Raw genomic sequence first — 26,503 nt, 5'->3', positions numbered from 1 at the left:
AAATAGTGCTATCTTCAGCGGGGAGAGGGCTTATGAGCGCAAAAATCCAGATCGCCATCATCGCCATTTTTCTGCCTCTGGTGGCGGTGGCGCAGTCGGTGGCTCCGCCTCCACAGCCGTTGCATTATGTGGACGACCACTGGACACCTTACGACCCACCGACCGATTTCCCCGAAGGCGCGATGGTGCACCGGATCGTGAGGGGCGACACCCTATGGGATCTCGCCGCTCACTACCTGGGTGACCCTTTCCTGTGGCCCCAGATCTGGGAGAGAAACCCGTACATCAAGGACTCCCACTGGATCTACCCGGGTGATCCTCTGGTCATCGACCTCGCGGTACAGGAGGCATCGGAGATCGGCGAGGATGTACCGTTCGAGGAAGCCGTCACCGATGACTCTCTCGAGGGCTATGGAGACGAGGCTATGCCTCACGCGCTCGGAAGCTCATCCGACGTTTACTGTTTTGCCGAGTTGGTCCAGGACGAAAGCAAATTCGAGTTCAAAATCGCATCGTCGGAACGCATCCAGTTCCAAGACCAATATTCGGAAGGCGAAATCGTCTATATCGACGGAGGTGTCAACCAGGGGGTCAACGCTGGCGACCGGTTCTTCATTCTCCATCGAATCCGAAAACTCAACCACCCGGTATCGAACTCCAATCTCGGCATCGTCTACAGCCAGGTAGGACAGCTCAAAATCCTCTGCGCGCAGGAGGACACGTCGATCGCTGAAATCACCTATGCCTGTGATCCGATCAACATCGGTGACGTGCTCGAGCCGTTTGCACCGGTGCCGGTGCCGCTGGTGATCGATCCTGATCCAACCGATCGATGTGATGAGCCGAACGGAAAGCCGACTGGTTACATCACGTACAACAGGGACGACCAGATCGATCTCGGCACCCACTGGCTCGTCTTCCTCGACCTGGGCGCTGCCGAAGGCATCTACCCGGGGACCTTCGCCACCGTCTTCCGCGACAATCCGGTCGAGGGCATGCCCCGCCTCGTGATGGGCGAAGTTGGCGTGCTGACGGTGGAAGAAGACTACTCAACCGCCATCATCACCCGCGCATGGGCGCCCCTCGTGGTGGGCGACCGCGTCGAGGTCAAGTAACAGGGCACAGGAAATTACATCAAAGGGCCCCGGATCCGGGGCCCTTTTGTTAATCTTCACCAATGCTCCCCGACTGGGTCTTCTCTGACGACGACCGGCGGTTCATGGTCGAGGCTCTGGCCGAGGCTACGGCCGCGGCGGACCGGGGAGAGGTCCCCGTCGGAGCGGTTGTCACACGCGCTGGTGAGGTCATTGCTCGCGCTGGCAATCGGCGGGTCGAAAACAACGATCCCGCGGGCCACGCCGAGATCATTGCCCTTCGAGCCGCCGGCCGACTGGTCGGTGATTGGCGCCTCTCCGACTGCACCCTTTACGTGACGCTTGAACCCTGCGCCATGTGCGCCTCCGCGTGCCGCGAGGCGCGACTTTCGCTCGTCATCTGGGGAGCAGGTGACGATCGGGCTGGCGCCTTTGGTTCAGTGATCGATCTCGCCGGGGACCCTCGACTCGGCCCCGAGCTTGCCCATCGTGGAGGCCTCGAAGCCGAAACCAGTCGCCAACTCCTCACGCGGTTCTTTGCCAAACAAAGGCAATCATCGTAGAATGCGACGCCCGAATGCGGAGAGGTGCCGGAGTGGTCGATCGGGGCGGTCTCGAAAACCGTTGACCTTTCACGAGGTCCAAGGGTTCGAATCCCTTCCTCTCCGCCAGCTTCTTTGACAAAAACACGATGTCCGGAGAGGTGTCCGAGAGGCCGAAGGAGCACGCTTGGAAAGCGTGTGTGGGGGTAACTCCACCGCGGGTTCGAATCCCGCCCTCTCCGCCACCTTTGGTTCGTGAGCCCGGCATGGAGCTCGGGCCCTGTGCATCGTCGTCCTTCGAACCGTGTCAGGCCCGGAAGGGAGCAGCACTAAGGGGGAACGCGACGAGTGCCGCAGGTCGCCTGGGCTCCATGGCGGGCTCGCTTCATGTTGGTCACTAAACCGCGCGCGGTCTGTGACCCAAGATCACTCTCGGTTCGAAAGACTTTCCGGTCCGAAACGCTCGAGAATCGCCTCCGCGGCGAGGGCTGCTCCACTCCGATTTGACGGTTCTCGAGGTGTATCTTCGAGAACGCGTCGCGCGCCTGTCAGCCATATTCCGCTCAGCAGTTCCTCCTCCGTGATCTTCTCAGCCACCATGTGTTCCTCCACCCAGCGAGCGAGCACCGGCGACTCAGGGAATCGGGAACGTTCGAGGTACAGCATGCCAGAGCGCGTGCAGTAGGCTTCCGCAACCGTGCTGTAGCCGAGCTTGCTCACAACCAAGTCGGCTGCCCCGACGAGGTCCGGATGGTAGATCTGCGCGTGAAAGGGGAGCAGGAGCAACCGGCCCCGTCGATGAATTCCAGTCGTTGATCCGCCGGGCACCACGATCCACGGACCGTCGTCGAAGCCAGTTTTCGAAAAACCGTGAGCATCCCACGAGACGCCGCCCATGCTCACGACGATCATCGGGTCGTCAGTAGAAACACCGAGGATCTCGCGCACCTTCGCTGGTTGAGTGCGTGGCATCCTCGCCACCGGAGGCACGTCGATCCAACCTTCCCTCGCATCGCAGAATGGTTCCGCTCGGATCTTCAGGTCGGCCAACAAAAAAACTTCTGACAACCGTCGGCCATGTTCCACGAGTTGCGGAGGTGCTCCCGGATAGCTGTTGTAGACCCAGTCCCAAGTGAAATTCGCAACCAGCGCGGAGGGGAGCGTCGCAGCCTTGGCGGCGGCAAGGCCGAGCGGCGAGATGTCAGCTATGACCAACGAGCACCGACGGGTTCGGAGCTGACCGGCCAGTTTTCGGATTGTTTCGGCTTCGTTCTCGCGAGCGTCGGCCAAGCGAACAACGGTAGCTTGGAGATCCTCGGACAGCGGTGATCTCTGGACCAAGCCGACATCACTCGGAAAACAACGGTAGCTAAACTTTCGCGAAAGAGATTCGGCAAAGAACCAGCGCGGCACCTCCGTGTAGATGTCGAAATGCATCTCCGGACATAGCAGGGTCATGGCCTCCATCACCGCGCAGGCGCGCGCCGCATGCCCGAAACCGTGAGGGGACACGAAATACGCCACCCGAAACATGGCGGTTGAGTGTACTACGCAGCGCATTGCGTCGATTCTGTACGTGGTACGATTTGCCTGTGAAACGTCTTGTCATGATCATCGCTATGCTGCTTATCGGCACGGGCTCGGTGGCCGCACAAAGCGCATCGGACCGGGCGTGGCAACAGCGACTGGACCTCGAGATCCCCCTGCCGGTGCCGCTCGTGGAGTTGCTTCCGGTCAATCCGTTCTCGGTGAGAGTCGACGAGACGCCAACCCTGGTCCAGTCAGAGGTTCCCCGCAAGGTCGAGGCCCGGGGTACGGCGACGGTAGCCGCCTTCGTTGATGCCAAGGGTGTGTGCCTCGGAGCCGTTCCGCTCGAGCTGCCCGTTCCTGGCCTCACCGCGTCCATCGTGGAAGATCTCTCCAAGACGCGCTTCGAGCCCGCGACAGCTGGCAATGCACCCCAGCCATCGTGGGTGGTGCTTGCGATCGGGATGGAAGGCAAGATCAAGGAAAGCCAGATCGTCGACCAGACGCTGGAAATGCCCGATCCGGCAAGACCGCCGGTTCCGTCGCCACCAGTGATCATGGTCCCGCCGGGCAGTTTGCGCGACCTCAAAGCGACACCGCACGCGCAGCTCACCAGCCTGCCAGTCCCACGCCGCGTCAAGGTCAACGCACCATCCCGCGAAGACGAAATCTACATCCACGCCTTGATCCACGTCAATCAAGCCGGGCGCTGCGACCGTTATGTGCCGTTGGAGCTCTACGACGCCGTCGACCGGTGGTTTTCCGCCTTTCTCGCCAGCTGGCAAATGCAGCCTGCGAAGCGAGATGGGGAGCCGATCGCGGTGTGGGTGGTGTATTCGGGCCGAGTCAGAATGAAGCTCTCCGGCATGTCGTCGACCACTGCGAGAGTTGTGCAAGACCGCGAGTACTCGCCAGCGCAGTAATCGGAGTCGTCAGTTCTCGGTTCACGGTACGTGGTCTCGGCGGTACAGCTGATCACGGTTCGCTGGCGGCTATGTGCGCCTCACGATTTTGCGCCGATTCCCTTGACGGATGGTCACGCGCTCCGAGTCAAGCCACTCCAGAATCGGAATCGCCAGTTTGCGGGTGAGGTGGAACAGTTCCTTGAAATCGCCTACCGCAAAATCCTCGACGTTCCACTCCCGTACGCGGCGAGACACCTCGTCGAGCACCGCCCGGTGAATGAGGTATTTCCCTTCCAGGCGGACCAGTCGATGGCGCTGGATCAGGTATTTGCAGATGCCTTCGACGGCAGCTGGTTTCACGCCAAGACGGCTGGCGGCGTCCGAGGGTGATGGTGCCTCGAAGCCGTCGTTCCGGTACAGCTCCTCGACCTTTCGCGCCAGCGCTTCTCCCGCCTCGGTCATGTGACTCGTCTTGCCCGGAGGCACTACCCGTCCCTCTGATATCTCGATGACGCCGCGAACTCGTAACTCTTCGAGATAGTGGTCTGCCAACTCCAGGGCAGGCCTTTTCAGGAGCTTCCCGACAAAATCCCGCGCCGGGATACCAGCCGATACGACCTCTCCTTCGAGCCTCCGTTTCAGCTCGTCCTCCGCCTGTTCTGCAAGCTCGACCAGCCGTGGTGTGGCCACCAAGACCGCCGGTCGCGTCGGAAGCGCATGCACCGAACCTCTTTCGAGCAGACGCCCGAGAGGTGCTTCGATGGCATCAGTCCGGACACCGAGCCGGCCGGCCATGGCCGAGGCGGTCAGGCCAGCGAGGCCTTCGCGTTGAATCCAGCTTTCCAGCAACTCCGGCCAAGCACCTGGATGAACGCCGGGCAATCGGTCGAGGTTCGCGCTGTCACGCCGTCGCCATCGTCGCAGGTGGGGATCGATCACCATTCCACCGGCAAAGGTGTTGACCGGTGAGGGGCGCCTGAGAACATATCGGTCACCAGGGAACAACAGCATCGGCTGGCGCAACGATATCTGGGCGGTTGCGCGTGCGCCAGGTGAGAGGGGACGCACCGAGAGACGATCGATTCTCGCTGGCACCCGTGCCGCGAGAGCGTGAATTTCAACCGCGTCGCCTTCATCGAGAGGACCGGGGGAGGAGGTCAGCAGCTCGAGATCGACCGTCACGAGCTGAGTGGTTTCCCACGGACCGGGCGCAATCAACTGATCGCCTCGTTTGATGGCCTCGCGGGCAACGCCGGCGAGATTGGCAGCAACCCTTTCGCCCGCCTCGACACGACTGCGCTCCTCACCGTGGACATGGAGTCTCCGCACCCGCGCGCTCATGCACCGGGGGAAAACCGTCACATCGGCACCAACCTCGATTTCGCCCCAGAGCGATGTTCCGGTGATCACCGTACCCGCCCCGGTCAGGCTGAAGACGCGATCAACCGGCTCGCGGTACGGGCGCCCCTCGATCTGCCGTGGGATAACCTCCCGCGCCTGATCAATCAGAACCCGCCGGAGTTCGGGAACGCCGCTTCCCGTGTACCCAGAGACCGGCACGATCGGGACGCCGGCAAATGCCGTCGGGTCCAACAGTTCACGAATTTCCTCCGCAACGAGATCGATCATCTCCTCGTCCATCAGATCGGCCTTGGTGAGGGCGACCGCACCCCCCGGCACACCCATCAGTCGAATCACATCCAGGTGCTCCCGTGTTTGCGGCATCACCCCCTCGTCGGCCGCCACGACCAGGAGGGCGAGATCGATCCCCGACGCACCGGCGATCATCGTGTGAACGAGGCGCTCGTGGCCGGGAACATCGACGAAGTGCAGTTGAATGTCGTTGTCCGTCAGCTGGGCGAAACCGAGATCGATCGTGATGCCTCGCGCCTGTTCCTCGGGCAAACGATCGCAGTCGGTGCCCGTAAGCGCCCTGACGAGCGTCGTTTTGCCGTGGTCGATATGACCTGCCGTGCCCCAGACAACGTGCCTCATCCGTTCATGGTACACGGTCTCCAAGTCGGCTACGTGGCGTCCGTTCGTGGACCCGTATAAGCTCTGGGAGAGGCCCGTGGGGCCACTTCGCCACCTTTTGCCGCGCTACCGAGAATTCTCCGTTCGTGGTGGTGATCGCGATCGGACGCTTCTGCAACGAAAGGTCATTGGTGATCATGTCGACAAGCGACCATTCCGAATTCGAGTTCAAGATTGCCGTGGATGAATTGAAACCGATTCGATGCGCCCTTCGTCAAGTCGGGGCGACTCTGCTTCAGCCGATGGCGCGGGAAACCAACCACCTCTACGACACCGAGGACGGGCGAATCGGAACAGGGGGGTTCTTGCTTCGCCTACGTCACCACGCAGAGAAGAACGTGATCACTTTCAAGGGGCCGGCTGATTTCCATGGCGCAATCAAACAACGAACCGAGTATGAGACGGATGTCGCCAACCCCGAAGCAATGGCTGAAATCCTCGACCGGCTCGGATTCCGGGTGGTCCTCCGATACGAGAAAGACCGCGAGGAGTGGCAGATGGACGGCATTTCGGTCGTTCTCGACCATACTCCGATGGGAGACTTCGTCGAAGTGGAAGGGCCTCCCGAGAAGCTCGTGGCAGCTGCGACAACTCTCGGGCTCGATATATCCGACGCTGCTCGTGGGTCCTACGTAGACCTCTGGCAGGATTACAGGACTCGTCATCCCGAGCTCAACCTGCCGCGCGATATGGTCTTCGGCGTATGAGTGCTCCTGGCTTCAAGACTGCGATGGTCCTTGCCGCCGGTCGTGGAGTCAGAATGCGTCCCCTGACCGCGGTCCTTCCGAAACCCGCATTACCGCTGCCGGATGGCCCGGTCATCGCGTCCGCGCTGCGTCTGGCGGCATCGGCCGGAGCGGAACGAATTGTGATCAACCTGTGTCACCTCGCGGAGGAAATGGCTGCAGCTGTGGCCGACGTTTCGCTCCCGGGTGTGAAGATCGAGCTCTCATTCGAACAAGAGCTGATGGGAACCGCCGGCGGTCTCGCGACGGCTCGTGACCGGGGATTGCTCGGAGACGAGGGGTCGATCCTGGTTATCAATGGCGACGGCGTCTTCGGTCTCGATCTGCGGGATCTGTTCGACCGCCATTTCGGCCGGGAGGACCTCGTGACACTCGCGTTGCTGCCTCACCTCGATCCAGCGAGATGGTCGCGCATCCTCCTCGGTACCGATGGCGCAGTCGAGACCATTCTCCCTCCCGGCAGCGCTGGCGATCAGGAAGCGTCGTTCCTCTATCCAGGCGTAATGGCGGTTCGTCTGGAAGCTGTCGAAACTCTGCCCTCGGACCCGGCTGAGGTGCCAGCCACTCTCTGGAAATCAGCCTATTCGGCGCGACGATTCGGCGGCGTCGTCGTCGCCGGCCACTGGCGAGAGGTCGGCACTCCGGGCGACTACCGCGAGGCAGTCTGCGCCTACCTGTCTGGCTCGACGGTCATCCACCCATCCGCGGTGGTCGGCTCGCAAGCCAGAATCACGAACTCGCTTATTGGAAGAGGGGCGTCAGTGATGGATGATGCGACCATCGAAGATTCGGTGGTCGCGGAGGGAGCCGCCGTGCGTGCAGGGGGGTTGGTAAGAGCGTCAGTGCTGCTCGGAGAAACGACTGTCGCCCCGGGAGAAGCCGTCGTGCATGATGTCCGAGCTTTCACCCCTGTGCGGTGAGTAGCCTTCCGCCAAAGGCAAACAGACTGGGCGTTCGGATCAAGCCTGACTTCGTAATCCGGAAGCAATCTGACTATCGTTCAGAGCCCCTCTGATTTCCATTTCGGCCAACCCGACCGCCACACCCGTGAAATCACCCGCCCGGTTCCTCCGTAGACGCGCAGAACACGCATTCTCGCTCGATGGTCCGTGAGGTAGAGCGAAGCGGGTGTCGCCGTGCCTCGCGGGGTGAAGGTGATAATGTTCCCACGTCCGGCACGAACCGGGTCGGAGAGATTCCCGCGCAAACGGCCGCGTCCGGAGGGATCGGGCACGTACTCGCCCTGCAGGATTCCGAGCCCGGCGCCGCCCGCCTCGAAATGGAGAATTTCTCCGACCACTGGATCGACCTTGGCCCGGATGTCGCGACTACGAATTCCATCCCCATCACCATCTACAGCGATGAAGCACCGCCACGAACCGTCAGCACGCTCCTCAAAAACCGCTGCAGTCGAACACGCGTTCATCACCGCGAATGCTCGGCATCTGAAAAGCAACCCCTTGAGCTGACTGGCAGCCGCCCGCAGTGCTGCTGCGCGCCTCAATTCGCCGAGGTCCGGCAGCGCTATCGAGATGACTATTGCGAGAACCACCACGAACAAGATTGTCTCGACCAACGACATGCCGCGCGCCCTTGAATCAGGCGTACCTCTCACTATCATGATCACCTCCTGTCAAAAACGCGGCCCCGAAGGGCCGCATCCCGTCCACGCTGAGTTATCTCGCCCGACCGGCCCCGCCAATCGTGGCCTCTCGGACGAGGGTTGAACATCAGTCTTCGACTCTCGAGCCGACGGTCGAACGTGCCAACCTCACCTTGGTGTTCAAGGTGGTCGCACCGCTGGTGACGATGTATGGCTTGAGCTTTTCGAAGGACCTTTCTCCGATGCCCTTGACCGCGATGATCTCGTCAACCGAGCGGAAAGGGCCGTTCGCCTCTCGGAACTCGATGATTCGGCCAGCCAACGCTGGACCTACTCTCGGCAGCAACTGCAGCTCCTCGGCGGAGGCGTTGTTGATGTTCACCACCCCGTTCGGCTGCTGGCCATCAGCGGCTCCCGCCGCAGCACTGAGGACTATCGCGATCACAAGGCATGAGAGGCAAATTCTTCGCTGCATCGTTTTTTCCTTTCGTTGGTTTGTTGATCGTTGGGGCTACAGACGGGTTTTCAATCATCCATGGCTACCTCCTTTTGCTCGAGGAGGCCGAGAGCATCGCCCGTGCCAACAGCTGGAATTCGATCTAGTGTTTTTTTTTCAGGTATTTAGACTGAATAGCCCAAGTCTCGCGGTAAATCGCGTGACAATATATTCTGACAACTTCCCGCGAATACCTTCCACGTAAGGTGGAATAAAATTTTGTCGGTGTCTGGCTGCTATACTCCCCCGATGACTCGGATGCACCCTACCGACCACAGAATCGGACTGTGACCGTGAGCCGTGATCTCGCGCTGCTGGTTTCGGGCGCCTCGGGTTCGATCCTCGCGAAGCAGTTCGCGATCGCCGCGCTGACCGGCGGCGAGGTCGACGCGCTGCATCTCGTTGTCACCGGTGCAGCGGGAAAGGTGCTCTCCCACGAACTCGGTCCCGAGTGGGCCAGTGCAAGAGCATTCCGGGAAAGTCTTCCGCTCGACGACGGCTTGCGCGCGAGGATCCGGCCTTACGCGGACTCGGATCTCGCTGCCCAGATCGCCTCCGGGTCTCATCGGCTGCACGGCGTCATCGTCCTTCCGTGTTCAGCCGGGATGGCGGGCTCGCTGGCCAACGGGATCTCGCGTGGCCTCGCTCAGCGCGTGGCGGATGTCGCACTGAAACAGCGGTGGCCATTGTTACTGGGTATCCGCGAAACGCCGATGTCGTCGATTCTCCTCGAAAACCTTCTGAAGCTCGCGAATGCCGGAGCCCACATCGTGCCACCACTGCCGGCCTTCTATCTCAAGCCGGATGACGCGACCGCGCTACGGCTCTTCGTGGATCACTACTGCTTACGCCTCCTCGACCTCCTCTCGATTCCCGCGGCGGACGTCGGTTTGAGATGGCAGGGTTGAAGCGCAGCCTATCGCCGTGGGTCGCCGGCTTGCGGGAAACGGGGGAGATGATTGCGTTCAAACACACGATCTTTGCTCTTCCGTTCGCAGTCATCGCCCTCATCAGCGCTGCTGACACGGGCTGGCCGTCGGCTCGGACCTGGTTATGGGTTCTCGTCGCGATGGTCTCGGCGCGGACCGCGGCGATGGCTTTCAACCGGCTTGCGGATTATGACTTCGACTCCAAGAACCCACGAACCGTCAATCGCGCGCTGCCCGCGGGCCGGCTCGATCGACAGTTCGCATGGATCGTCACCGGTGCGTCCGCAGCTGTTTTTCTGATTGCGGCGGCAGCGCTCGGTCCGCTGTGTCTGGCCCTGGCGCCACTGGCACTGGCCGTACTACTCGTTTACTCCTACGCCAAGCGCTTCACGGCAGCTTCCCACCTGTGGCTCGGGCTGTCTCTCGGAATCGCACCGATCGGAGCGTGGATTGCCGAAACCGGAAGGATTGACTGGCCGGCTCTCGTGCTCGCCGGTGCGGTGGCGTTGTGGGTCGCCGGCTTCGATGTCATCTATTCTCTTCAGGACGAGGTGTTCGATCGCGAGCACGACCTCCACTCGCTCCCAGCGCGCTTCGGTGCCGAGCGAGCAATCACCGTGGCCCGAACCTTTCATATCATCGCGTTTGTGGGATTTTTGGCGTTCGCACTGGCCGCTGGCGGCGGCATGCTGCGCCTGCTCGCGGTCGTGTCGGCCGGCCTCCTGCTCGCCTGGCAGCATCGGCTCATCAGATCGGACGATTTGCAATCGATCGACGCCGCGTTCTTCACCGCCAACGGCACCCTCGCGATGGCGATGTGCATCTTTTTCGTGGTAGCGAAGCTGATTTCCGCATAGCTCCGGGCATCAGAAACCTTGTCGCGGGCCCTGCTAATATCGCAGAAGCCCGATGAGTGGACGCACTTCATGACGCGGGACAAGATCCCCTTCCGACATGTCGCGGTCGAGGGTCCGATCGGGGTGGGAAAGACCTCCCTCGTCGAACGTTTGGCGGACCGATTCGAGGGCGTCATGGTGCTTGAAGATATCACCAACCCCTTCCTGCCAGCGTTCTACGAAGGTCGCGAGGGGGCCGCCTTCCAGGTGCAGATCTACTTCCTGTTGTCACGCTTCCAGCAACAGCGCGAAATCGCCCAGATGAACCTCTTCCAACGCCTCGTGCTCGCCGATTACAGCTTTCCGAAGGACCGAATTTTCGCCTACCTGAACCTCGACGACACCGACCTGAGAGTTTACGAAAAGCTCTATCCGGTGCTCGAGCAGGAAGTTGCCAAACCGGATCTGGTGATCTACATGCAAGCCTCGGTCGAGGTGCTCCTCGAGCGGATCAGCAAACGAGGTCGTGACTTCGAGCACGCTATCGATCCGGAGTACTTGCAGCGGTTGAGCGAAGCCTACTCGTACTACTTCTTCCACTATCACGAGACGCCCCTGCTGGTCGTCAACACGGACGAAATCGACTTCGTCACCAACCCCTCGGACTTCGATGCGTTTGTCGAGCAGATCATTCGCACCCGCCGAGGCACCCAAGTGTACGTTCCCGTCGGTTCGAAACGTAGTTGAATTCCAGGACGCGGAATCACTCCTCACCCACACGACAACCGTCCGGAACGCGTTTCAGGGGCATTCGGGCTTCGCCTTCATTCATCAATTCCTCTGCCCGCCCGTTCCCCGCAGGCTGATATAGTCTCGACCGGAGAAATAACGATGCTCGCCCGTGACCTCTTTCGAAGCAATCCCGAGTTGGTTCGCGCCATGCTTGCCGCGCGCCACACCGAAGCGCCTCTCGACCGACTCCTCGAGGTCGACGCCACGTGGCGCGTGGTGCTGGTGCGTCTCGAGGAGCTCAAGGCGCGACGAAATACCGGCTCGAAGGAGATCGGCGGACTCTATCGAGAAGGACGACGGGACGACGCCGAGGCCTTGAAGACCGAGATGTCCATTCTGGGCGACGAGATCAGAGAGCTCGAAACGCGGGCAAGGGCGCTCGAAGACGAACTCACCGGGCTCGAGTTGCAGATCCCCAATACCTTCCACGAGAGTGTCCCGATCGGCGAGGACGAGGCGGACAACCGGGTTGAGAGGAGCTGGGGAAAGCCTCCGAGCTTCGACTTCGAACCCGTGGCTCACTGGGATCTCGGCCCGAACCTCGGTCTGATCGATTTCGAACGTGCGGCCAAGGTTGCCTCGAGTCGCTTTGCGGTGCTGCGAGGGGCTGGCGCTGCGCTCGAACGCGCCCTCATTTCTTACATGCTCGACCTCCACATCGGCGCCCATCGTTACACCGAAATTATCCCGCCCTACCTGGTCAACTCCGTATCTCTCCATGGCACCGGCCAGCTTCCGAAGTTTGCCGAAGACCTTTTCCGTGTCGAGGATTTCGACCTCTACCTGGTGCCGACCGCCGAGGTGCCACTCACCAACCTCCATCGGGATGAAACCCTCGACGAGACGGAATTGCCGATCCGGTACTGCGCATACACGCCCTGCTTCAGAGCCGAAGCGGGCTCGCATGGTCGTGACGTCAGGGGATTGATCCGTCAGCACCAGTTTCACAAAGTCGAGCTCGTCCAGTTCGTTCGCCCCGAGGAATCGTGGGATCGGCTCGAGGAGCTCACCGGTCACGCAGAAGCGGTGCTCCAAGGCCTCGGCCTGCCCTACCGTGTCGTCACCCTTGCAAGCGGTGACCTGGGGTTTTCTGCCGCCAAGACCTACGACGTCGAGGTCTGGTTGCCCGCCGTAAGTACCTACCGCGAGATTTCCTCCTGCAGCAATTTCACCGACTTCCAGGCGCGAAGGGCGCACATTCGCTATCGACCGTCCGACGGCGGCAAGGCGCGACACCTCCATACGCTCAATGGCTCCGGACTCGCCGCCGGCCGAACCATGGTGGCCGTGCTCGAGAACTACCAGCAGGCCGACGGCTCGGTCATCGTTCCCGATGTGCTGCGACCGTACATGGGCGGCCTCGAAGTCATCGAACCTGCCTGAACGACGTCTCCCTCCAAGCAGGCGGACGAACCCACATCAACCACAAACGCACCAAGACACCTAGGGGACACAAGGAAATTCACCTTGTGAACAACTTTGTACCTTCGTGTCTTCGTTGTTCAGGGCGGACGGCGGACAATCCTATTCGGGTGGTGGAAGCTCCAGCTGATCGGCGACCGTCGCCATCGCTTCACGCACGAACTCGATGTGTTCACCGAGCTCGACGCCCAACTCCTCAGCGCCGTTTCGGACGTCATCGCGGTTGACGCCACGGGCGAATGCCTTGTCTTTGAGCTTCTTCTTGACCGACTTCACCTTGACCTCGGCGATCGCCTTGTCAGGTCGCACGAGCGCACAAGCGGTCAGAAAGCCTGACAGCTCATCGACCGCGAACAGGGCCTTCGCGGCTTTGCTTTCTCGTGGCACACCCATGTAATCCGCGTGCGAAGCGACGATTCGCACCCAATCTTCCGGCCAGCCGCGATCACGGAGGATCGCCGTGCCGACGTGGAGGTGAGTGTCCTCGGTCGGGTTCTGTTGATAGTCGAAATCGTGGATGAGCCCGATCACGCCCCACATTTCCTCGTCCTCGCCGAAGGACCGGGCGTAGGCCCGCATCGCGGCTTCCACGCAAAGTGCATGTTTGATCAGGCTGGGATTGTCGGTGTACTCGGTGAGCAGCGCCCACGCATCCTCACGATTCGGTGCGTCACCCATTCTTGCCTCCGCTGGTCAGTATAACGTCCGCCTGTGCACGACCGATGCCACGTTCCCCCCGAACACAAAAGGATTGAGATGCATTCGCATCGTATGTGCATTTTGACTCAAAAATTCTATACATTCTGCAAAAAATCTCTTGACTTTTCGCAATTTCAAAACCAAAATCTCCCGAACGACATGCTTGGAGGCAACACTGTGCCAAAATTAACTGCCGAAATCCTCGCCCAGGCCAAGGAAGAGAATGTCCACTTTCTTCGGCTCCAGTTCACCGATATCGACGGCATCATCAAGAACGTCGAGGTCCCTGAAAGCCAGTTCGAAAAGGCCCTCGATGGTCAGATCATGTTCGACGGCTCCTCCATCGAAGGCTTCACGCGAATCGAAGAGTCGGACATGCTTTTGGTCCCCGACCTCAAAACATTCCAGATCTTCCCGTGGGACGCCGGACAGGGCAAAGTCGGCCGCCTGGTCTGCGATATCGCGAACCCCGACGGAACTCCCTTCATTGGCTGTCCGCGCGGCGTGCTGAAACGCGTTGTCGCCAAGGCCGAAAAAATGGGTTACACCATGATGGCCGGTCCCGAGGCCGAGTTCTTCCTCTTTCAGCGCGACTTGAACGGCGAGGCAATCGCGGCGACGCACGACTCCGGCGGTTACTTCGATCTCAGCCCTCGCGACCTTGGCGAGGAAGCGAGACGAGACATTACGCTGGTGCTGGAAGCGATGGATCTCGAAGTAGAAGCCGCCCATCACGAGGTTGCCCCCGGCCAACACGAAATCGATTTCAAGTACGGCGAGGCGGTCGCCACAGCCGACGCTGTCATCACCTTTCGCTTCGTTGTCAAGAAGGTCGCGCTCATGCACGGCCTCCATGCTACCTTCATGCCCAAGCCATTGGCCGGGGTCAACGGCTCCGGCATGCACACTCACCAGTCTCTGTTCACCGCGGACGGCGAGAACGCGTTCTACGATGCGGACGGCCCGTGGCAGCTTTCGAAGGTCGGGCGTGCATACATTGGTGGCCTCCTCGCTCACGCTCGCGCGTTCGTCGCCCTGACCAACCCTCTGGTGAATTCGTACAAGCGACTGGTGCCCGGGTACGAGGCCCCGGTCAACGTGGCGTGGTCTGAGAAGAATCGCTCACCGATGGTCCGAGTTCCCGCCCGCCGCGGGGTCGGCACGCGCTGCGAGGTGAGGATTCCGGACCCGGCGTGCAATCCATATCTCGCCTTCGCCGCGATGCTCGCGTCCGGGCTCGACGGCATCGAACGCGAACTCGATTGCGGCGAGCCCGTCAACCGCAACATCTTCGACATGAGTATGCGAGAGAAGAAACGTCTCAAGATCCACCAGCTCCCGGCAAGCCTCGACGAGGCGCTCGATTTCCTTGAAAAGGACACGATGCTCCGCGAAGCTTTGGGCGACCACATCTTCAAGCACTTCCTCTTCAACAAGCGAACGGAGTGGTCGGAGTACATCAAAGAGATCCACGACTGGGAGCTCGAGCGGTATCTCGATAGATACTGATCGGAATATTTGCCCCGCGACAGCTTGGTGGGCGTGTTTACCGCGGTGATCTAGAGCCAGGGCAAGATCGCCCGCCGGATGCTGAACCGAACACGGTCCACATCTATGGCTGTCGACGCCAACGGGGTCATCTGGTCCTTGGCCTTTTCCAGTGAGAGTGCCGCCTCGTCATCGATAACGACCGCGCCTATAGACGGCCTTCTGGACCCTGCGATTGTTACGCGAGAGTAACATCGCCTACCCTGTGATGCTCGTGTCGAACGTTGCCAACCCACCGGGAAAACGTCTCAAAATCAATGGGTTGCGTGGTTCGGTATTGAACCATGTCGTGGCACGCTTCTTGCGAATTTTTCTTTCGGCCCCGGTGCCGTGGATGACCCGATTCCGGATCATGAACGGGTCGTCCCTCCGACACGAGGCGGTGTTAATTCATACCGTTGATCCGCACGCCCCAATGGCGATGTCGTGTCGCGAACGCGACGCGAGGTGGGATGTGACCGCCAAACGGACGACCGCAAACGACCCATCGGGCTCGCCGAATACTACTCGAGCGTACACTGTCCCAACTACCGGTCTGCCACCGACGAGTGAGTAACGGGGGTTCAACCGTGCCCATCATCACCATTTCACGCGGATCCTGCAGCGGTGGCGCTCTTCTCGCAGACGAGCTCCACGAACGCCTCGGCTGGAAGGTGCTGAGCCAAGAGGACGTATCCTCGGCTGCAGCACAGACGTATCGGATGACCGAACAAGAGCTCTTCCGAGGTCTCTACCTTCCGGCCAACTTCTTCCAGCGATTCACCCACCGTAAGACGCGTTACCTCCTTGCCACCCAGGCGACGGTGACCGAACTCCTCCCGGAAGGCGATGGCATTTACCACGGCCTTGCCGGACAGTTTCTCTTCGCCGACCTGTGCAACGCGTTCAAGGTGCGGATTGTCGCGCCCATGGAGTTTCGGATCGATACGTGCATGCAGCGTCTCGGTCTCAATGAGGATGAGGCGAAACGTTACATCAGAGATACCGACGAGTACCGTGCACGATGGGGTCAGCAGATCTTCCACGCCGACATCAACGACTCCGATCTCTACGACCTCGTTGTCAACCTCGAAAACCTCAGCATCGACCATGCGGCGGCGATGATCGCTGAAATCATGCAAGGTGACGACTACCAGCCGACTCCCCAGTGTATTCAGGACTACAAAGACTTCGCCCTCGAACGCAAGATCAAGGCGGAGCTCTTTTTCAATTCGCCGTACACACCCGAGATCGCTCAGGTCGAGGTTCGGAACTCCGAGGTCATACTGACCGGAGGAAAGTCTTTCGTTGCGGCTGAACAGGAGCTGATTGAATTCATCAGCCAAATCCAAGGCGTCGAGAAGATCACCACGGATCACGGCAGTGTGGCACCCATCGATGTTCGGCTCGATCCGGATTTCGCACTGTCATCACGAGACGCCAAGGCGAGCGACGTCATGTTGCCGCCCGAGAGGTATCCGCACTGTCAGTTGAGCTGTACGATCCGCGAGGCGATCGTCGCTCTTAGCGCATCGGCGGTCAAGCTGCAGGACGGCTACATCATGTTGCCGCGCTACGTCCTGGTTTTGGACGACAACGATCGACTGGTTGGCATCGTCAGCCGACGAGAGCTCTTCAAAGGCCTGATCCCTCACCTCCGAGATGACCGTGAAATAGAGGCGCACATCAAGGAGCTGGTCCCCTTCGGGGGCTCCATGCCGAGCGAGCTCGCCATCCGATGGACCTCCCTGTTTTCGCGGTCTGCCATCGAAGCGTCGACCAAGCCGATCTCATCGGTCATGGTGCCGATCAAAGGCACTGTCCAGGTCGACGACACGCTGTCGACAGTCATTTCAACCATGCTCCACCACGGGGTCGACCTGGTGCCGGTCCTCGACGGTGAGAAGGTTGCGGGCGTGATCTTGATGACCAACATTTTTGACATCGCCGCGCAGTTCATCATGGAGTACGGACAGCCTGCCGAGGCAAGCAGCGGCGAGGACGGCACCGATGCCTGAAACAACGCCGGCATCCGCCCCCGACACCAACTCCATGTCCCGTCGACGCTGGACCATCCGATTTCGCAAACGAGCGGAGACGCCAGTCGACTGGAAACGGCTCTTTTTCATTCTGCTCGGGATCTCGCTGTTTTTGACCGTCTATCTGTCGCCGCCGTGGCCGGATGCGATCGACCCGATGGGGGAAGCCTTCGAACTGAGTTCTCAGGGCAAGGCAGCGCTCGGTCTGTTCCTCTTAGCCGCAGTGTGGTGGGTTTTCGAGGTCGTCCCGATCGGCATCACCAGTATCACGATTGCGGTCGTTCAGGTGCTCTTCCTGATCCGACCGGACGTCATGCTGGTCGGCAGCGACGATCCCGTTCGCGGCGGCGAACTCGCCTTCAAGGAGTTCATGCACCCCTCGGTCTGGTTCATCTTCGGGTCGATCGTCATCGGCATGGTGTTCACAAAGACCGGTTTGACGAAGCGGTTGGCTTACAAGATGCTCGTTCTGGTAGGCGAGAAAACCAGTCGCATCTACCTCGGTTGTTTCATCATGACCGCCGCCCTCACCCACGTGATGGCCCATACGGCGGTTGCAGCTACGATCTTCCCGTTGTTAGTGGCGATCTACAGGCTCTATGAAGAGGGCGACGAGCCAACGAATTTCGGCAAAGGACTCTTCATTGGCATGGCGTACGTTGCCGGTGCAGGCAGTATCGTCACCCTGCTTGGTGCGGCCCGCGGCGCGGTGGCGCTCGGCTTTTACAATGAGATCTCCGGTCAGGATGTGACCTTTTTCGGCCTCACCTGGTACATGTTCCCGATCGGATGGACGATGGTGTTCGTCCTCTGGGCCTTCTTCATGGTCTACTACACGCCCGAACGGGCGTCCATCCCGGGACTCCGTGAACGCGCGAGGGACCTCTACACCCACCTCGGTCCGATCACCCCGAAGGAGATCCAGGCTGCGGTCATCGTGGTCGGGGCGGTGTCGATCATGAGCCTGCGGTCGTTCATTCCGGCACTGAAAAACGTCGATAAGAGCGGGGTGATTCTGCTCGCAACAGTGCTTTTTTTTGTCCTCAAGATCCTCGACATTGGCGATCTCGAAAATGTGCCTTGGAATATCATTCTGCTATTCGGAGGCGCGATGAGCCTCGGCTACTGCTTGGTGTTGACCGGCGCCGCTGACTGGCTGGCGATCAACACCGTTTCCTTACTCAAGACTGCACCGCCCCTGGTTTTCATCCTCGGTATGACCTTCTTTGTACTGATGATGACAAACTTGATCATGAACGTCGCCGCAATCGCCATCTGCCTTCCGGTGGCACTCAAAGTCGCACCCTATCTGGGAGTCGGTGGGGAGGTCATTCTCTTCGGATCTCTGGTTGCAGCCGGAATGCCATTCTTGCTCCTTGTCGGCGCCGCACCTAACGCCATCGCCTATGAAAGCAAGCAGTTCACATCCGGTGAATTTTTCAAGGCGGGGATTCCCGCCAGTTTATTGCTGATGGTAGTGATCACGGCTTTCGTCATCTTCATCTGGCCCGTGATGGGTATGGAGGTAACGATCGCCACGCCCTGATCCGCCAACGGAGGGGCCAACAAACGGCAGAGATTGGAGGGAATGAATTGCCGACTTCGAAGCTGATGACTGGATATCAGAAATTCAGGGAGAAGTTCGACTCCCACCACGAGGTCTTCGAAAAGCTCGCTGAAGAAGGACAGGATCCAAAGGTCTTGTGGATCGGATGCTCGGACTCTCGGGTGGTGCCAGAGATGATCACCGGTGCCGATCCTGGCGAACTCTTTATCCTGCGCAATATTGCCAACGTGGTGCCCCCGGCCGGCTCAAACGCCTGCGCAACCGGTGCGGCCGTGGAGTACGCGGTGATTCACCTTGACGTACACCACATTGTCGTCTGCGGTCACACCGACTGCGGCGGCATCAAGGCCCTTGAAGCACCGTCCGAACCGGACAGCGAGCCGCACATCGCCGCCTGGCTCAAACTCGCCCTGCCCGCGCGCGAGCGAGTCCTCAGATCACATGCTTCTGAGGCCGATCTGTACATCGAGACGATCAAAACGAACGTGCTCATGCAGTTGGAGAATCTCCGGACCTACCCGTGCGTGGTCGACCGCGAGCAATCGGGGGATCTTGCGATCCACGCGTGGCTGTACGATCTGCATACCGGCGAGATCTCCGAATATGATGAGGGCCGTCGCATCTGGGACACCGTCGCTGAATCCGCTGCTGGAGGATAGTCTCAGGTCTTTGGGCTCAGCAACCGTGCCTCGATGTCAAAAACAAAAAACCGCACCTGGGAGTTCACCTTCGCAAGTGGGATCGAAAATGAGGATCGCCAACGGTGCCTTGGCGGAGGCTCTCTTTGCCCTCGCCGAGTCGGAACCGCCCGGAGACCGGCGCCTGGCACTGCTGCGCGCCGGGTATTCCGCCCTCGACAACCCGAACGATGCCGAGCATGACCTTCGGCGCGACACTCCCAGCTGGCTTCAACCGTTGATCCAGCAGCTCCTGGCGTGTCGAGGCGAAGATGCTGTTCACGCCGCAGTCGAGCGCCTTCGAGGTAACCAGCCCCCACGCCGGCGCAACACCCGGCAGGGATATCTGAGCCGCGTCGAGATGACCGAAACGCTTCGCGCAGGTCCGATGGATCTCCACCCCCAACGAATGCGCGGAGCCTGCCACTGGCATACCCGACACTCCGACGGCAAGGCGTCACTCGAGACCATGGCCCGTGCGTGCGTCCGTCGCGGTTATGCCTGGTCGATGGTCACGGACCACTCGCGCGGCCTCGAGGTGGCCTCTGGTCTCGACCGGGACGGCGTTCGACTGCAGCAGCGCCGGGTCGAGACTTGGAACGACCAACGAGGAGAAGATCACCGGATCTTCCAGGGCCTAGAGGTCGAGATCCTTGAAGACGGCACCCTCGACGTCCCCAAGGTTGAGCGCCTCGAGGTCGAATGCGTCGTCGCCGCCGTTCACAGCAACTTCGACATTGATCGTGACCAGACCGAACGCCTCGTGCGCGCCGTGAGCACGCCCGAGGTCCACATCCTCGCCCACCCTCGGGGCCGACACTTTCACCACCGCCCAGGTCTCAGAGCGCGATGGGAGACTGTCTTCTCTGCCTGCGCCGACGCTGGCGTCGCGGTCGAGATCAACGGCTTCCCACGGCGGCAGGATCTCGACCCCGACCTCGCCCGACTTGCGGTCGATTCCGGCTGTGAAATTCTCCTCGCCTCCGACGCCCACGCTGTTCCTCACCTTGAGTTCGACGGTTTCGCGGCCGCCATCGCCATGCGTGCGGAGGTACCCCGCCAACAGGTTCTCAACGTCAGGCACGCGGACGAGTTCGAGGTCTGGTTGGGGGAAAGGCGAGCGGGGAATTAGCTCGCATCATTCATCAAGTCTCTCATGCGGGCTAAATGCCTTCGAGTACCACCTCATCGTACTCGCGCTCGAAGTGCAGCTTGTGCTTGAGCTCCTCCTGCGCCAAGCCATTGAAGAGTTCGCGCAGAGCCGGGTCGTCGGTCGCATTGGCGAGCCCGGTGTAAAGCTCGTAAGCGTGCTGTTCTGCCTTCATGGCAAAAAGCAGGGCGCCCTGATAGTTCATTCCGGATCCCGGTTCGATCTCGATCAGGCGCTCGGCGATGCCAAGGGTCTCCACCTTCTCGACGCTAAGGTGCGGGCGCTCTCCAGCCTTGACGGCTTCGAGCTTCTCCCGGTGCTTGATCTCCTCGGCGGCGAATTCCATGAGGGCCTTGCGCATGCCGGGCCGGCGGGACTGCTCGGCAATTTCAACATAGAGATCGTGCGCCTTCTGCTCGTTAGCGATGGCGAAGTCGAGAATCTCGTCGAAGCTCTTCACGTTCGCCTCCAATTCGGAATTCTGGATTCCTAGTACAACGGGAACTTGGCGGTCAGGGCGTGGACTTCGGCCTTGACCGCCTCCATTGCGGCCGTGAAGGCGGCCATTTTGGTCTCGTCCTCCTTGTCCTCGTCGGACCGCAAGACCCGATCGATCAACTCGGCGATCGTCTCCATATCGGCCAGTCCCATGCCTCTGGTCGTGACTGCCGGGGTACCGATGCGCAGCCCGGACGCAATGTAGGGCTTGCGTGTGTCGAAGGGTACGGTGTTCTTGTTGACCGTGATGTCGGCTAGCCCGAGCCATCGCTCGGCCTTCTTACCGGAGATGAAGTCGGCGCCGAGATCGATGAGGAAGAGGTGGTTGTCGGTGCCGCCCGAGACGATTCGCCAGCCGCGCTTCTTCACCGCCTCACACAGCGCCGCCGCGTTCTCGATGACTTGCCGTTGGTATTCCATCCATTCCGGCTGGAGGGCCTCGGCAAACGCCACCGCCTTGGCCGCAATCACGTGCATCAAGGGGCCGCCTTGAACTCCCGGGAAAACCGCCTTGTCGATCGCCTCCGCCCACTCAGACGTGCACAGGATGATCCCGCCCCTCGGCCCGCGCAAGGTCTTGTGGGTGGTCGAGGTGACGAACTGACAGTGGGGCACGGGTGAGGGGTGGAGGCCGGCGGCGATGAGCCCGGCGATATGGGCGATGTCCGCCATCAGCAAGGCACCGGCTTCGTCGGCGATAGCGCGGAGACGTTCAAAATCGATCGTCCGGGGATAGGCGGAGGCCCCACAGACAATGAGCTTGGGCTTGTGTTCGATAGCGAGTTCGCGCAGGCGATCGTAATCGATGGTCTCGGTCTCCCTGTCCACCCCATAGGCTACGACCTCGAACTCCTTGCCCGAGTAGTTCAGAGGGTGGCCGTGGGTGAGGTGACCACCGTGAGTGAGGTCCATGCCAAGCATGGTGTCCCCGGGTTGCATCACCGCCAGGTAGACGCCCATGTTGGCCTGAGCCCCCGAGTGAGGCTGCACGTTGGCGTGCTCGGCACCGAAAAGCTCCTTCACCCGTTCGCGGGCCAGATCCTCGCCGACGTCCACATACTGGCAGCCGCCGTAATAGCGACGACCGGGATAGCCCTCGGCGTACTTGTTGGTCATCACCGAGCCCATCGCCGCCAGCACTGCCGGCGACACGAAGTTCTCTGACGCGATCAGCTCGAGACCTTCGTTCTGGCGCCGCCGTTCGTCCTCGAGCGCTTGCGCCACTACTGGATCCGATGCCATCACGGCTTGATTGTGGAGAGCGAAGAACCGTTCCCTGAAGCTATCGGTCATTGATCCTCCCGTTCGATCTTCTCGACCCGCCGCTGGTGGCGACCGCCCTCGAAGGCGGTTGTGAGGAAGATGCGCACGATCTGCTCGACTACGGCCTCACCCGTGGTCCGTGCGCCGACGCATAGCACGTTGGCGTCGTTATGAAGACGCGCCATTTCGGCGGTCAAGGCATCGTGGCACAGTGCCGCCCGAATCCGAGGATGCCGGTTTGCGGCCAGGCTCATGCCGATCCCGGTACCGCAGATGAGGATTCCGCGATCGGCTCGACCATCGGCCACGGCTTCGGCCACGGCGTGCGCGTAGTCGGGATAGTCAACCGAGCCGGTAGCGGCGGGGCCGAAATCTTGGATTTCGTGTCCGGCCTCGCCGATGAGCTCGATGAGCCGCGCTTTCAGATCGACTCCCGCGTGGTCGGAGGCGATAACTATCATTGAACCCCCTCAGATCGTAGTCAGGTCCTGCTCCGGTGACGGCAGCTGCAGCCTGCGATACTCCTCGAGGGCAAAACGGTCGCTCATCCCCGCGAGATGATCCACGATGAGCCGCGCGAACCCGGAACTCGAATGGTAGCGCTCGGCAACAGTTCCCGCAATTCTCTTCAGGGGAAGGTCTCGCAGGTACGGCAGGGCACACTCCTCGGCCGCACGCCGTAGGAGGTAGTCGGGCAAAGTGGCCGGTGCCGTCCAGTAGGTTCCGAAAAGGGCGGTCAGCACCTTTCGCGCCCGCCAGTCCTGGCGGCTGACCGGTCCCTGGTTGATGATCCGGGCATAGATGAAGCTCTTGAGCTCGTCAAAGAGCTCGGCGATCTCGGGCGACATCCACACCGCAGTCTGCGACACCGCACGGGAAAGTCTGACGAAGTCGGCGTGATCACCGATCTCGTGCTGCTCGAGAAAACCTCGAATCCGCTCGGCCGATGCGGCCACGACATCCGAGATGAAGAGCTGGATGAGGCCCCGCACGAGGGTATTCTGGCGAATCCAGTTCCGTTCGCCGTAGTAGCGATCAGAGCCGATTGTCTCGATCACCCGTTGTGCAGCAGCCAACTCCTCGACCGTTTCCAGCTCTACCGATCGCGCGCGCAGGCCGTCCTCGAGATCGTGGGTCTGCTGGGCGATCTCGTCAGCAATCGCCACCGCCTGCCCCTCAAGGTGGCACGGCTGATTCAGGAAAAGGCCTTCACGGTCGGGCAGCGGAAAATGGTAGTCCACCTTCCAGGTGGTGTGTTTGAGGATCGCCTCCCTGACCTGGTCAGTGAGATTCAACCCCGGTGAATCGTATCGTCGCTCGAGAAGGTCGACGACTCGCAACGATTGGTAGTTGTGTTTGAACCTGCCGACTTCCGCCACCACAGCCTCGGGTAGCTTCACTTCGGGGTTTCCACCACGGAGGATCTCGTCGAGAACGGTCTCGCCGGTGTGACCGAAGGCGGTGTGACCCAGATCGTGCCCAATCGCAACCGCTTCCGCGAGGTCCTCGTTGAGGCCGAGCGAACGCGCGATGGTGCGCGCCAATTGGCCAACCTCCAGGGTGTGGGTCAGCCGGGTTCGCGGATGATCGCCGACATGGGGTACGAAGACCTGGGTCTTGTGCTTGAGCCGCCGAAAGGAGCGCGCGTGGAGAATCCGGTCACGATCACGTTGGAACTCGAGCCGGATATCCGCTGGGTCCTCTTCTACCGGGCGCCGTCGAGTCGACTCCGATGAGCGAATGGCGAAGAGGGACAATCGATTCTCCTCATCGGCCTGGAGCTGCCGACGGCGGCGCACGAACAACCGGCTCATGAGCGGGCCACCGAATTCGCATCGGCGAGGAGGTCGCCGGCGACGCGCATGCTGCCAGCGGCCATCACCGGATCACGCAGGAGATCGAGGGCAGAAAACGCGTCGGCTGCGACAACGGCTTCCGGGAACGCCGCCACGAGACCTTCGACCGACATCGCACGGTCATCGTCAAGGCGATACACAGCGACGTCGCCAACCTGCGGCCTTAACACTTCCGCCATCTCGGCCACCGGCTTGTCGTCGAGGCAGGAGAAGAGGAGATTGTATCGCATGTTGAGGGTGCCGAGGTGCTGTGCGAGGGCTTCGGCGGCCTCAAGGTTGTGTGCGCAGTCAATCAGGATTTCGCGTCCCGCGACCCGGTGCCTACTGAGACGGCCGGGCCAGTCCACCGCCTCCAGCGCTGACCGCATGCGGTCAGCGTCGAGGTCCACGAAGCCGGCTTTTTCTGCCTCGATCGCGAGCGCTACGGCGAGCCGGAGATTATCGACCTGAAATCTCCCGGAGAGCGATGGGCGAACATCCAGCGCGAGCCGACCCCATTTCAACCTGAGCAGCCCCGGGCTGTGGTTGTCGGATTGAACGATGGTTTCGGCGGCGACCGCGTGCGGCGCGTCAAGCTCGGCAACAAGGGCCCTATCCACTCCGGGCCCGATCACCGAACGCCCTGCGGCGGCCAGCGCCCGCCCTTTGTCACGAGCGATGGTGGAGGGCTCTCGACCCAGCCATTTGCCGTGGTCCGTGCCAACGTTGGTGATACCCGCGATCCCGCTTTCCGCCAGGCGAGTGGCATCCCAAGAACCTCCCATTCCGGCTTCGAGAACGGCTACATCGACGCCGGCATCCGCGAATATCGCAAAGGCTGCTGCGGTGAGCGCTTCGAAATAGGTAAGCTCCGGATAATCGTCCAGGCGCGCGAGTTCCCGAGAGAGCATCGACTCCTCGATCGGTCGACCGTTGAGCCGGATCCTCTCTTCTATCCGCACGAGGTGCGGCGAGGTGAAGAGCCCGGTGTCGAGTTCGTGCGCCCGCAGAATCGCTTCCAGCATCGCCGCCGTGGAGCCCTTGCCGTTGGTGCCAACCACCAGGATTGAAGAAAAATCGCGTTGTGGGTTGCCCATCTCCCGCAGAACCCGCCTCAAGCCGTCGAGTTGTGGTCTGATCCGGCCGGCCGGGCGGCCTCTGAGCTTCAGCGCAGCATCGATAGACATCGAGAGACAGTGCCCTTGAGTTCAGGCCGCGGAACAACCATGTCCAGCATGCCATGCTCGAGTAGAAACTCCGATCTCTGGAAACCCTCGGGCAGGGTCTGGCGGATCGTCTGTTCGATGACCCGCGGGCCGGCAAATCCGATAAGGGCGCCTGGTTCCGCAATATTCAGGTCGCCCAACATCGCGAAGCTCGCAGTCACCCCTCCGGTGGTGGGGTCGGTGAGGATCGATACATACGGGAGCCGCTTCTCCCGCAGACGGGCGAGAGCGGCCGACACCTTCCCGAGTTGCATCAAGGACAGGATGCCCTCTTGCATCCTCGCTCCACCCGAGCAAGACACGATGATGAGTGGCAGCTTGCGGTCGATGCAACGTTCGATAGCCCGGGTCAGCTTTTCTCCCACCGCTGAACCCATCGATCCACCCATGAATCCGTACTCCATGGCGGCAACGATTGCAGGGACCTTGTGTATCTCGCCCTGTGCGATAACCACCGCATCCGATCCGGCGAACTTTTTGTTATAGACCTTGAGCCGGTCCGGATAGGGCTTGGAGTCCACGAATCCGAGCGGGTCCGACGAGCGAATCTTGCCGAAGAGGCGCTTGTACTTCCCGTTGTCGAAGAGCATTCCAAGCCGGAGATCGGCAGAAATCCTGAAGTGATATCCACAGCGAGGACAGACGTGGAAATTGTTGGTCACCTCGCGGTGATACAGAATTTCCCCACAATCGGAGCACTTGACCCACAAACCCTGGGATCTACTCTTGCTGTTGGCCATCAAACGCTCCGCCCCCCCAAGAAAGAACACTCATGCGCTGACCCGTCATGAGCGACTGGTAATTGTATACCCTCTTGGCTTCCGCACCCCGACGGTGGCGGTGCTCAACTTCGTGACGTGCAGCCTATCAGCCCCCGGACTCGGGATTTTCTAGATCGTTCGGAATTCCGAGACGCTGGCAGGCGGCATCGTACATCTGCCTTGCGGCCTTCTGAGCACTCTGCAAATCAGAGATTTTTTCCTTCACTTTCCCGAGTTCAACCTGGATTTGACCCTCGAGGTCCTGAATTTCCGTCTTCGTCTGCTCGAGCGCATCTTCGTAAAACTTTCTTTGGGCATCTGTCAGTTCTGACATG

General features: G+C 60.7%; 26 protein-coding genes, 2 tRNA genes and 1 other RNA gene. 17 read left to right on the top strand and 12 right to left on the bottom strand.

All coding sequences use genetic code 11. The features are described 5' to 3' along the window. The first annotated feature begins 32 nt into the window (after window positions 1-32). The 5 genes from LJE93_01435 (at window position 33) to ffs (ending at window position 2,007) form a co-directional block, all read left to right on the top strand. Window positions 33-1,115: a LysM peptidoglycan-binding domain-containing protein gene (locus tag LJE93_01435; GenBank protein ID MCG6947564.1), complete on the top strand. Its 1,083-nt coding sequence runs from the start codon at window positions 33-35 to the stop codon at window positions 1,113-1,115. Between the two features lie 62 nt (window positions 1,116-1,177). Beyond that, window positions 1,178-1,657: a nucleoside deaminase gene (locus LJE93_01430; protein ID MCG6947563.1), complete on the top strand. Its 480-nt coding sequence runs from the start codon at window positions 1,178-1,180 to the stop codon at window positions 1,655-1,657. 18 nt (window positions 1,658-1,675) lie between these two features. After that, a tRNA-Ser gene (locus LJE93_01425) sits at window positions 1,676-1,765 on the top strand. Between the two features lie 26 nt (window positions 1,766-1,791). Beyond that, window positions 1,792-1,881, top strand: a tRNA-Ser gene (locus LJE93_01420). A 26-nt stretch (window positions 1,882-1,907) separates the two neighbouring features. After that, window positions 1,908-2,007: signal recognition particle sRNA small type (gene ffs / locus LJE93_01415), an RNA gene on the top strand. Window positions 2,008-2,062: 55 nt separating this feature from the next. On the opposite strand, the gene LJE93_01410 is transcribed toward ffs, so the two are convergent. Beyond that, window positions 2,063-3,169, bottom strand: coding sequence for a hypothetical protein (locus LJE93_01410; GenBank protein ID MCG6947562.1), 1,107 nt, complete (start codon window positions 3,167-3,169; stop codon window positions 2,063-2,065). Between the two features lie 59 nt (window positions 3,170-3,228). On the opposite strand from LJE93_01410, the gene LJE93_01405 reads away from it, so the two are divergent. Continuing rightward, window positions 3,229-4,086, top strand: a complete 858-nt coding sequence (locus LJE93_01405; GenBank protein MCG6947561.1) for a hypothetical protein — start codon at window positions 3,229-3,231, stop codon at window positions 4,084-4,086. Window positions 4,087-4,155: 69 nt separating this feature from the next. Here the strand turns inward: LJE93_01405 and selB are convergent, their stop codons facing one another. After that, window positions 4,156-6,063 (bottom strand): selenocysteine-specific translation elongation factor, encoded by a 1,908-nt coding sequence (gene selB / locus LJE93_01400; protein MCG6947560.1) that lies wholly within the window; start codon window positions 6,061-6,063, stop codon window positions 4,156-4,158. A 176-nt stretch (window positions 6,064-6,239) separates the two neighbouring features. Between selB and LJE93_01395 the strand changes: the two genes are divergently transcribed. Both LJE93_01395 and LJE93_01390 read left to right on the top strand, forming a co-directional pair. Next, the gene (locus tag LJE93_01395) at window positions 6,240-6,809 is read left to right on the top strand and encodes a class IV adenylate cyclase (GenBank protein ID MCG6947559.1); all 570 of its coding nucleotides are present in this window, start codon (window positions 6,240-6,242) and stop codon (window positions 6,807-6,809) included. Next, the gene (locus tag LJE93_01390) at window positions 6,806-7,768 is read left to right on the top strand and encodes an NTP transferase domain-containing protein (protein ID MCG6947558.1); all 963 of its coding nucleotides are present in this window, start codon (window positions 6,806-6,808) and stop codon (window positions 7,766-7,768) included. Before LJE93_01395 ends, LJE93_01390 begins: the two co-directional genes overlap by 4 nt. A gap of 80 nt (window positions 7,769-7,848) precedes the next feature. Here the strand turns inward: LJE93_01390 and LJE93_01385 are convergent, their stop codons facing one another. After that, entirely contained in the window at window positions 7,849-8,469 is a 621-nt protein-coding gene (locus tag LJE93_01385; GenBank protein MCG6947557.1) for a hypothetical protein, read from the bottom strand. A gap of 109 nt (window positions 8,470-8,578) precedes the next feature. Next, the gene (locus LJE93_01380; protein MCG6947556.1) at window positions 8,579-8,926 is read right to left on the bottom strand and encodes a ComEA family DNA-binding protein; all 348 of its coding nucleotides are present in this window, start codon (window positions 8,924-8,926) and stop codon (window positions 8,579-8,581) included. 308 nt (window positions 8,927-9,234) lie between these two features. Between LJE93_01380 and LJE93_01375 the strand changes: the two genes are divergently transcribed. From LJE93_01375 to serS, 4 genes are all read left to right on the top strand, one after another. Continuing rightward, window positions 9,235-9,855 carry a UbiX family flavin prenyltransferase gene (locus LJE93_01375; protein MCG6947555.1) on the top strand — a complete coding sequence of 207 codons (621 nt, stop codon included), beginning with the start codon at window positions 9,235-9,237 and terminating at the stop codon, window positions 9,853-9,855. Then, window positions 9,843-10,733 (top strand): putative 4-hydroxybenzoate polyprenyltransferase, encoded by an 891-nt coding sequence (gene ubiA / locus LJE93_01370; protein MCG6947554.1) that lies wholly within the window; start codon window positions 9,843-9,845, stop codon window positions 10,731-10,733. Before LJE93_01375 ends, ubiA begins: the two co-directional genes overlap by 13 nt. 69 nt (window positions 10,734-10,802) lie before the next feature. Beyond that, window positions 10,803-11,459: a deoxynucleoside kinase gene (locus LJE93_01365; GenBank protein MCG6947553.1), complete on the top strand. Its 657-nt coding sequence runs from the start codon at window positions 10,803-10,805 to the stop codon at window positions 11,457-11,459. 144 nt (window positions 11,460-11,603) lie between these two features. Continuing rightward, complete coding sequence (serS, locus tag LJE93_01360) at window positions 11,604-12,887, top strand: serine--tRNA ligase (protein ID MCG6947552.1); 1,284 nt, start codon at window positions 11,604-11,606, stop codon at window positions 12,885-12,887. 141 nt (window positions 12,888-13,028) lie between these two features. Here serS and LJE93_01355 read toward each other — a convergent pair whose 3' ends face one another. After that, entirely contained in the window at window positions 13,029-13,604 is a 576-nt protein-coding gene (locus LJE93_01355) for an HDIG domain-containing protein (GenBank protein MCG6947551.1), read from the bottom strand. A gap of 198 nt (window positions 13,605-13,802) precedes the next feature. On the opposite strand from LJE93_01355, the gene glnA reads away from it, so the two are divergent. The 5 genes from glnA to LJE93_01330 all read left to right on the top strand — a co-directional run bounded on the left by glnA (window position 13,803) and on the right by LJE93_01330 (window position 20,567). Continuing rightward, complete coding sequence (gene glnA / locus LJE93_01350) at window positions 13,803-15,134, top strand: type I glutamate--ammonia ligase (protein MCG6947550.1); 1,332 nt, start codon at window positions 13,803-13,805, stop codon at window positions 15,132-15,134. 608 nt (window positions 15,135-15,742) lie between these two features. Continuing rightward, window positions 15,743-17,170, top strand: a complete 1,428-nt coding sequence (locus LJE93_01345) for a cytidylate kinase family protein (GenBank protein ID MCG6947549.1) — start codon at window positions 15,743-15,745, stop codon at window positions 17,168-17,170. A 34-nt stretch (window positions 17,171-17,204) separates the two neighbouring features. Further along, window positions 17,205-18,737, top strand: coding sequence for an SLC13 family permease (locus tag LJE93_01340; protein ID MCG6947548.1), 1,533 nt, complete (start codon window positions 17,205-17,207; stop codon window positions 18,735-18,737). A 47-nt stretch (window positions 18,738-18,784) separates the two neighbouring features. Then, a complete protein-coding gene (locus LJE93_01335) occupies window positions 18,785-19,417 on the top strand; it encodes a carbonic anhydrase (GenBank protein ID MCG6947547.1) in 633 nt (210 codons plus the stop codon). Window positions 19,418-19,505: 88 nt separating this feature from the next. After that, window positions 19,506-20,567: a hypothetical protein gene (locus LJE93_01330; protein ID MCG6947546.1), complete on the top strand. Its 1,062-nt coding sequence runs from the start codon at window positions 19,506-19,508 to the stop codon at window positions 20,565-20,567. A 31-nt stretch (window positions 20,568-20,598) separates the two neighbouring features. On the opposite strand, the gene LJE93_01325 is transcribed toward LJE93_01330, so the two are convergent. The 7 genes from LJE93_01325 to LJE93_01295 form a co-directional block, all read right to left on the bottom strand. Further along, window positions 20,599-21,045, bottom strand: a complete 447-nt coding sequence (locus LJE93_01325; protein ID MCG6947545.1) for a ferritin family protein — start codon at window positions 21,043-21,045, stop codon at window positions 20,599-20,601. Between the two features lie 29 nt (window positions 21,046-21,074). Next, window positions 21,075-22,325, bottom strand: a complete 1,251-nt coding sequence (locus LJE93_01320; protein MCG6947544.1) for a serine hydroxymethyltransferase — start codon at window positions 22,323-22,325, stop codon at window positions 21,075-21,077. Between the two features lie 47 nt (window positions 22,326-22,372). Next, the gene (rpiB, locus tag LJE93_01315; protein ID MCG6947543.1) at window positions 22,373-22,807 is read right to left on the bottom strand and encodes a ribose 5-phosphate isomerase B; all 435 of its coding nucleotides are present in this window, start codon (window positions 22,805-22,807) and stop codon (window positions 22,373-22,375) included. A 9-nt stretch (window positions 22,808-22,816) separates the two neighbouring features. Beyond that, window positions 22,817-24,160 (bottom strand): dNTP triphosphohydrolase, encoded by a 1,344-nt coding sequence (gene dgt / locus LJE93_01310; protein MCG6947542.1) that lies wholly within the window; start codon window positions 24,158-24,160, stop codon window positions 22,817-22,819. Next, window positions 24,157-25,368 carry a hypothetical protein gene (locus LJE93_01305; protein ID MCG6947541.1) on the bottom strand — a complete coding sequence of 404 codons (1,212 nt, stop codon included), beginning with the start codon at window positions 25,366-25,368 and terminating at the stop codon, window positions 24,157-24,159. Before LJE93_01305 ends, dgt begins: the two co-directional genes overlap by 4 nt. Further along, entirely contained in the window at window positions 25,347-26,147 is an 801-nt protein-coding gene (gene accD / locus LJE93_01300) for an acetyl-CoA carboxylase, carboxyltransferase subunit beta (protein MCG6947540.1), read from the bottom strand. The genes LJE93_01305 and accD overlap by 22 nt, the downstream gene beginning before the upstream one ends. Before the next feature lie 127 nt (window positions 26,148-26,274). Then, window positions 26,275-26,502: a hypothetical protein gene (locus LJE93_01295; GenBank protein ID MCG6947539.1), complete on the bottom strand. Its 228-nt coding sequence runs from the start codon at window positions 26,500-26,502 to the stop codon at window positions 26,275-26,277. Window position 26,503 lies beyond the last annotated feature (1 nt).

Source organism: Acidobacteriota bacterium, assembly GCA_022340665.1.
Taxonomy (GTDB): domain Bacteria; phylum Acidobacteriota; class Thermoanaerobaculia; order Thermoanaerobaculales; family Sulfomarinibacteraceae; genus Sulfomarinibacter.
The sequence above is the reverse complement of the archived record's forward strand: the minus strand, read 5'-3'. Positions and strand labels throughout refer to the sequence as shown.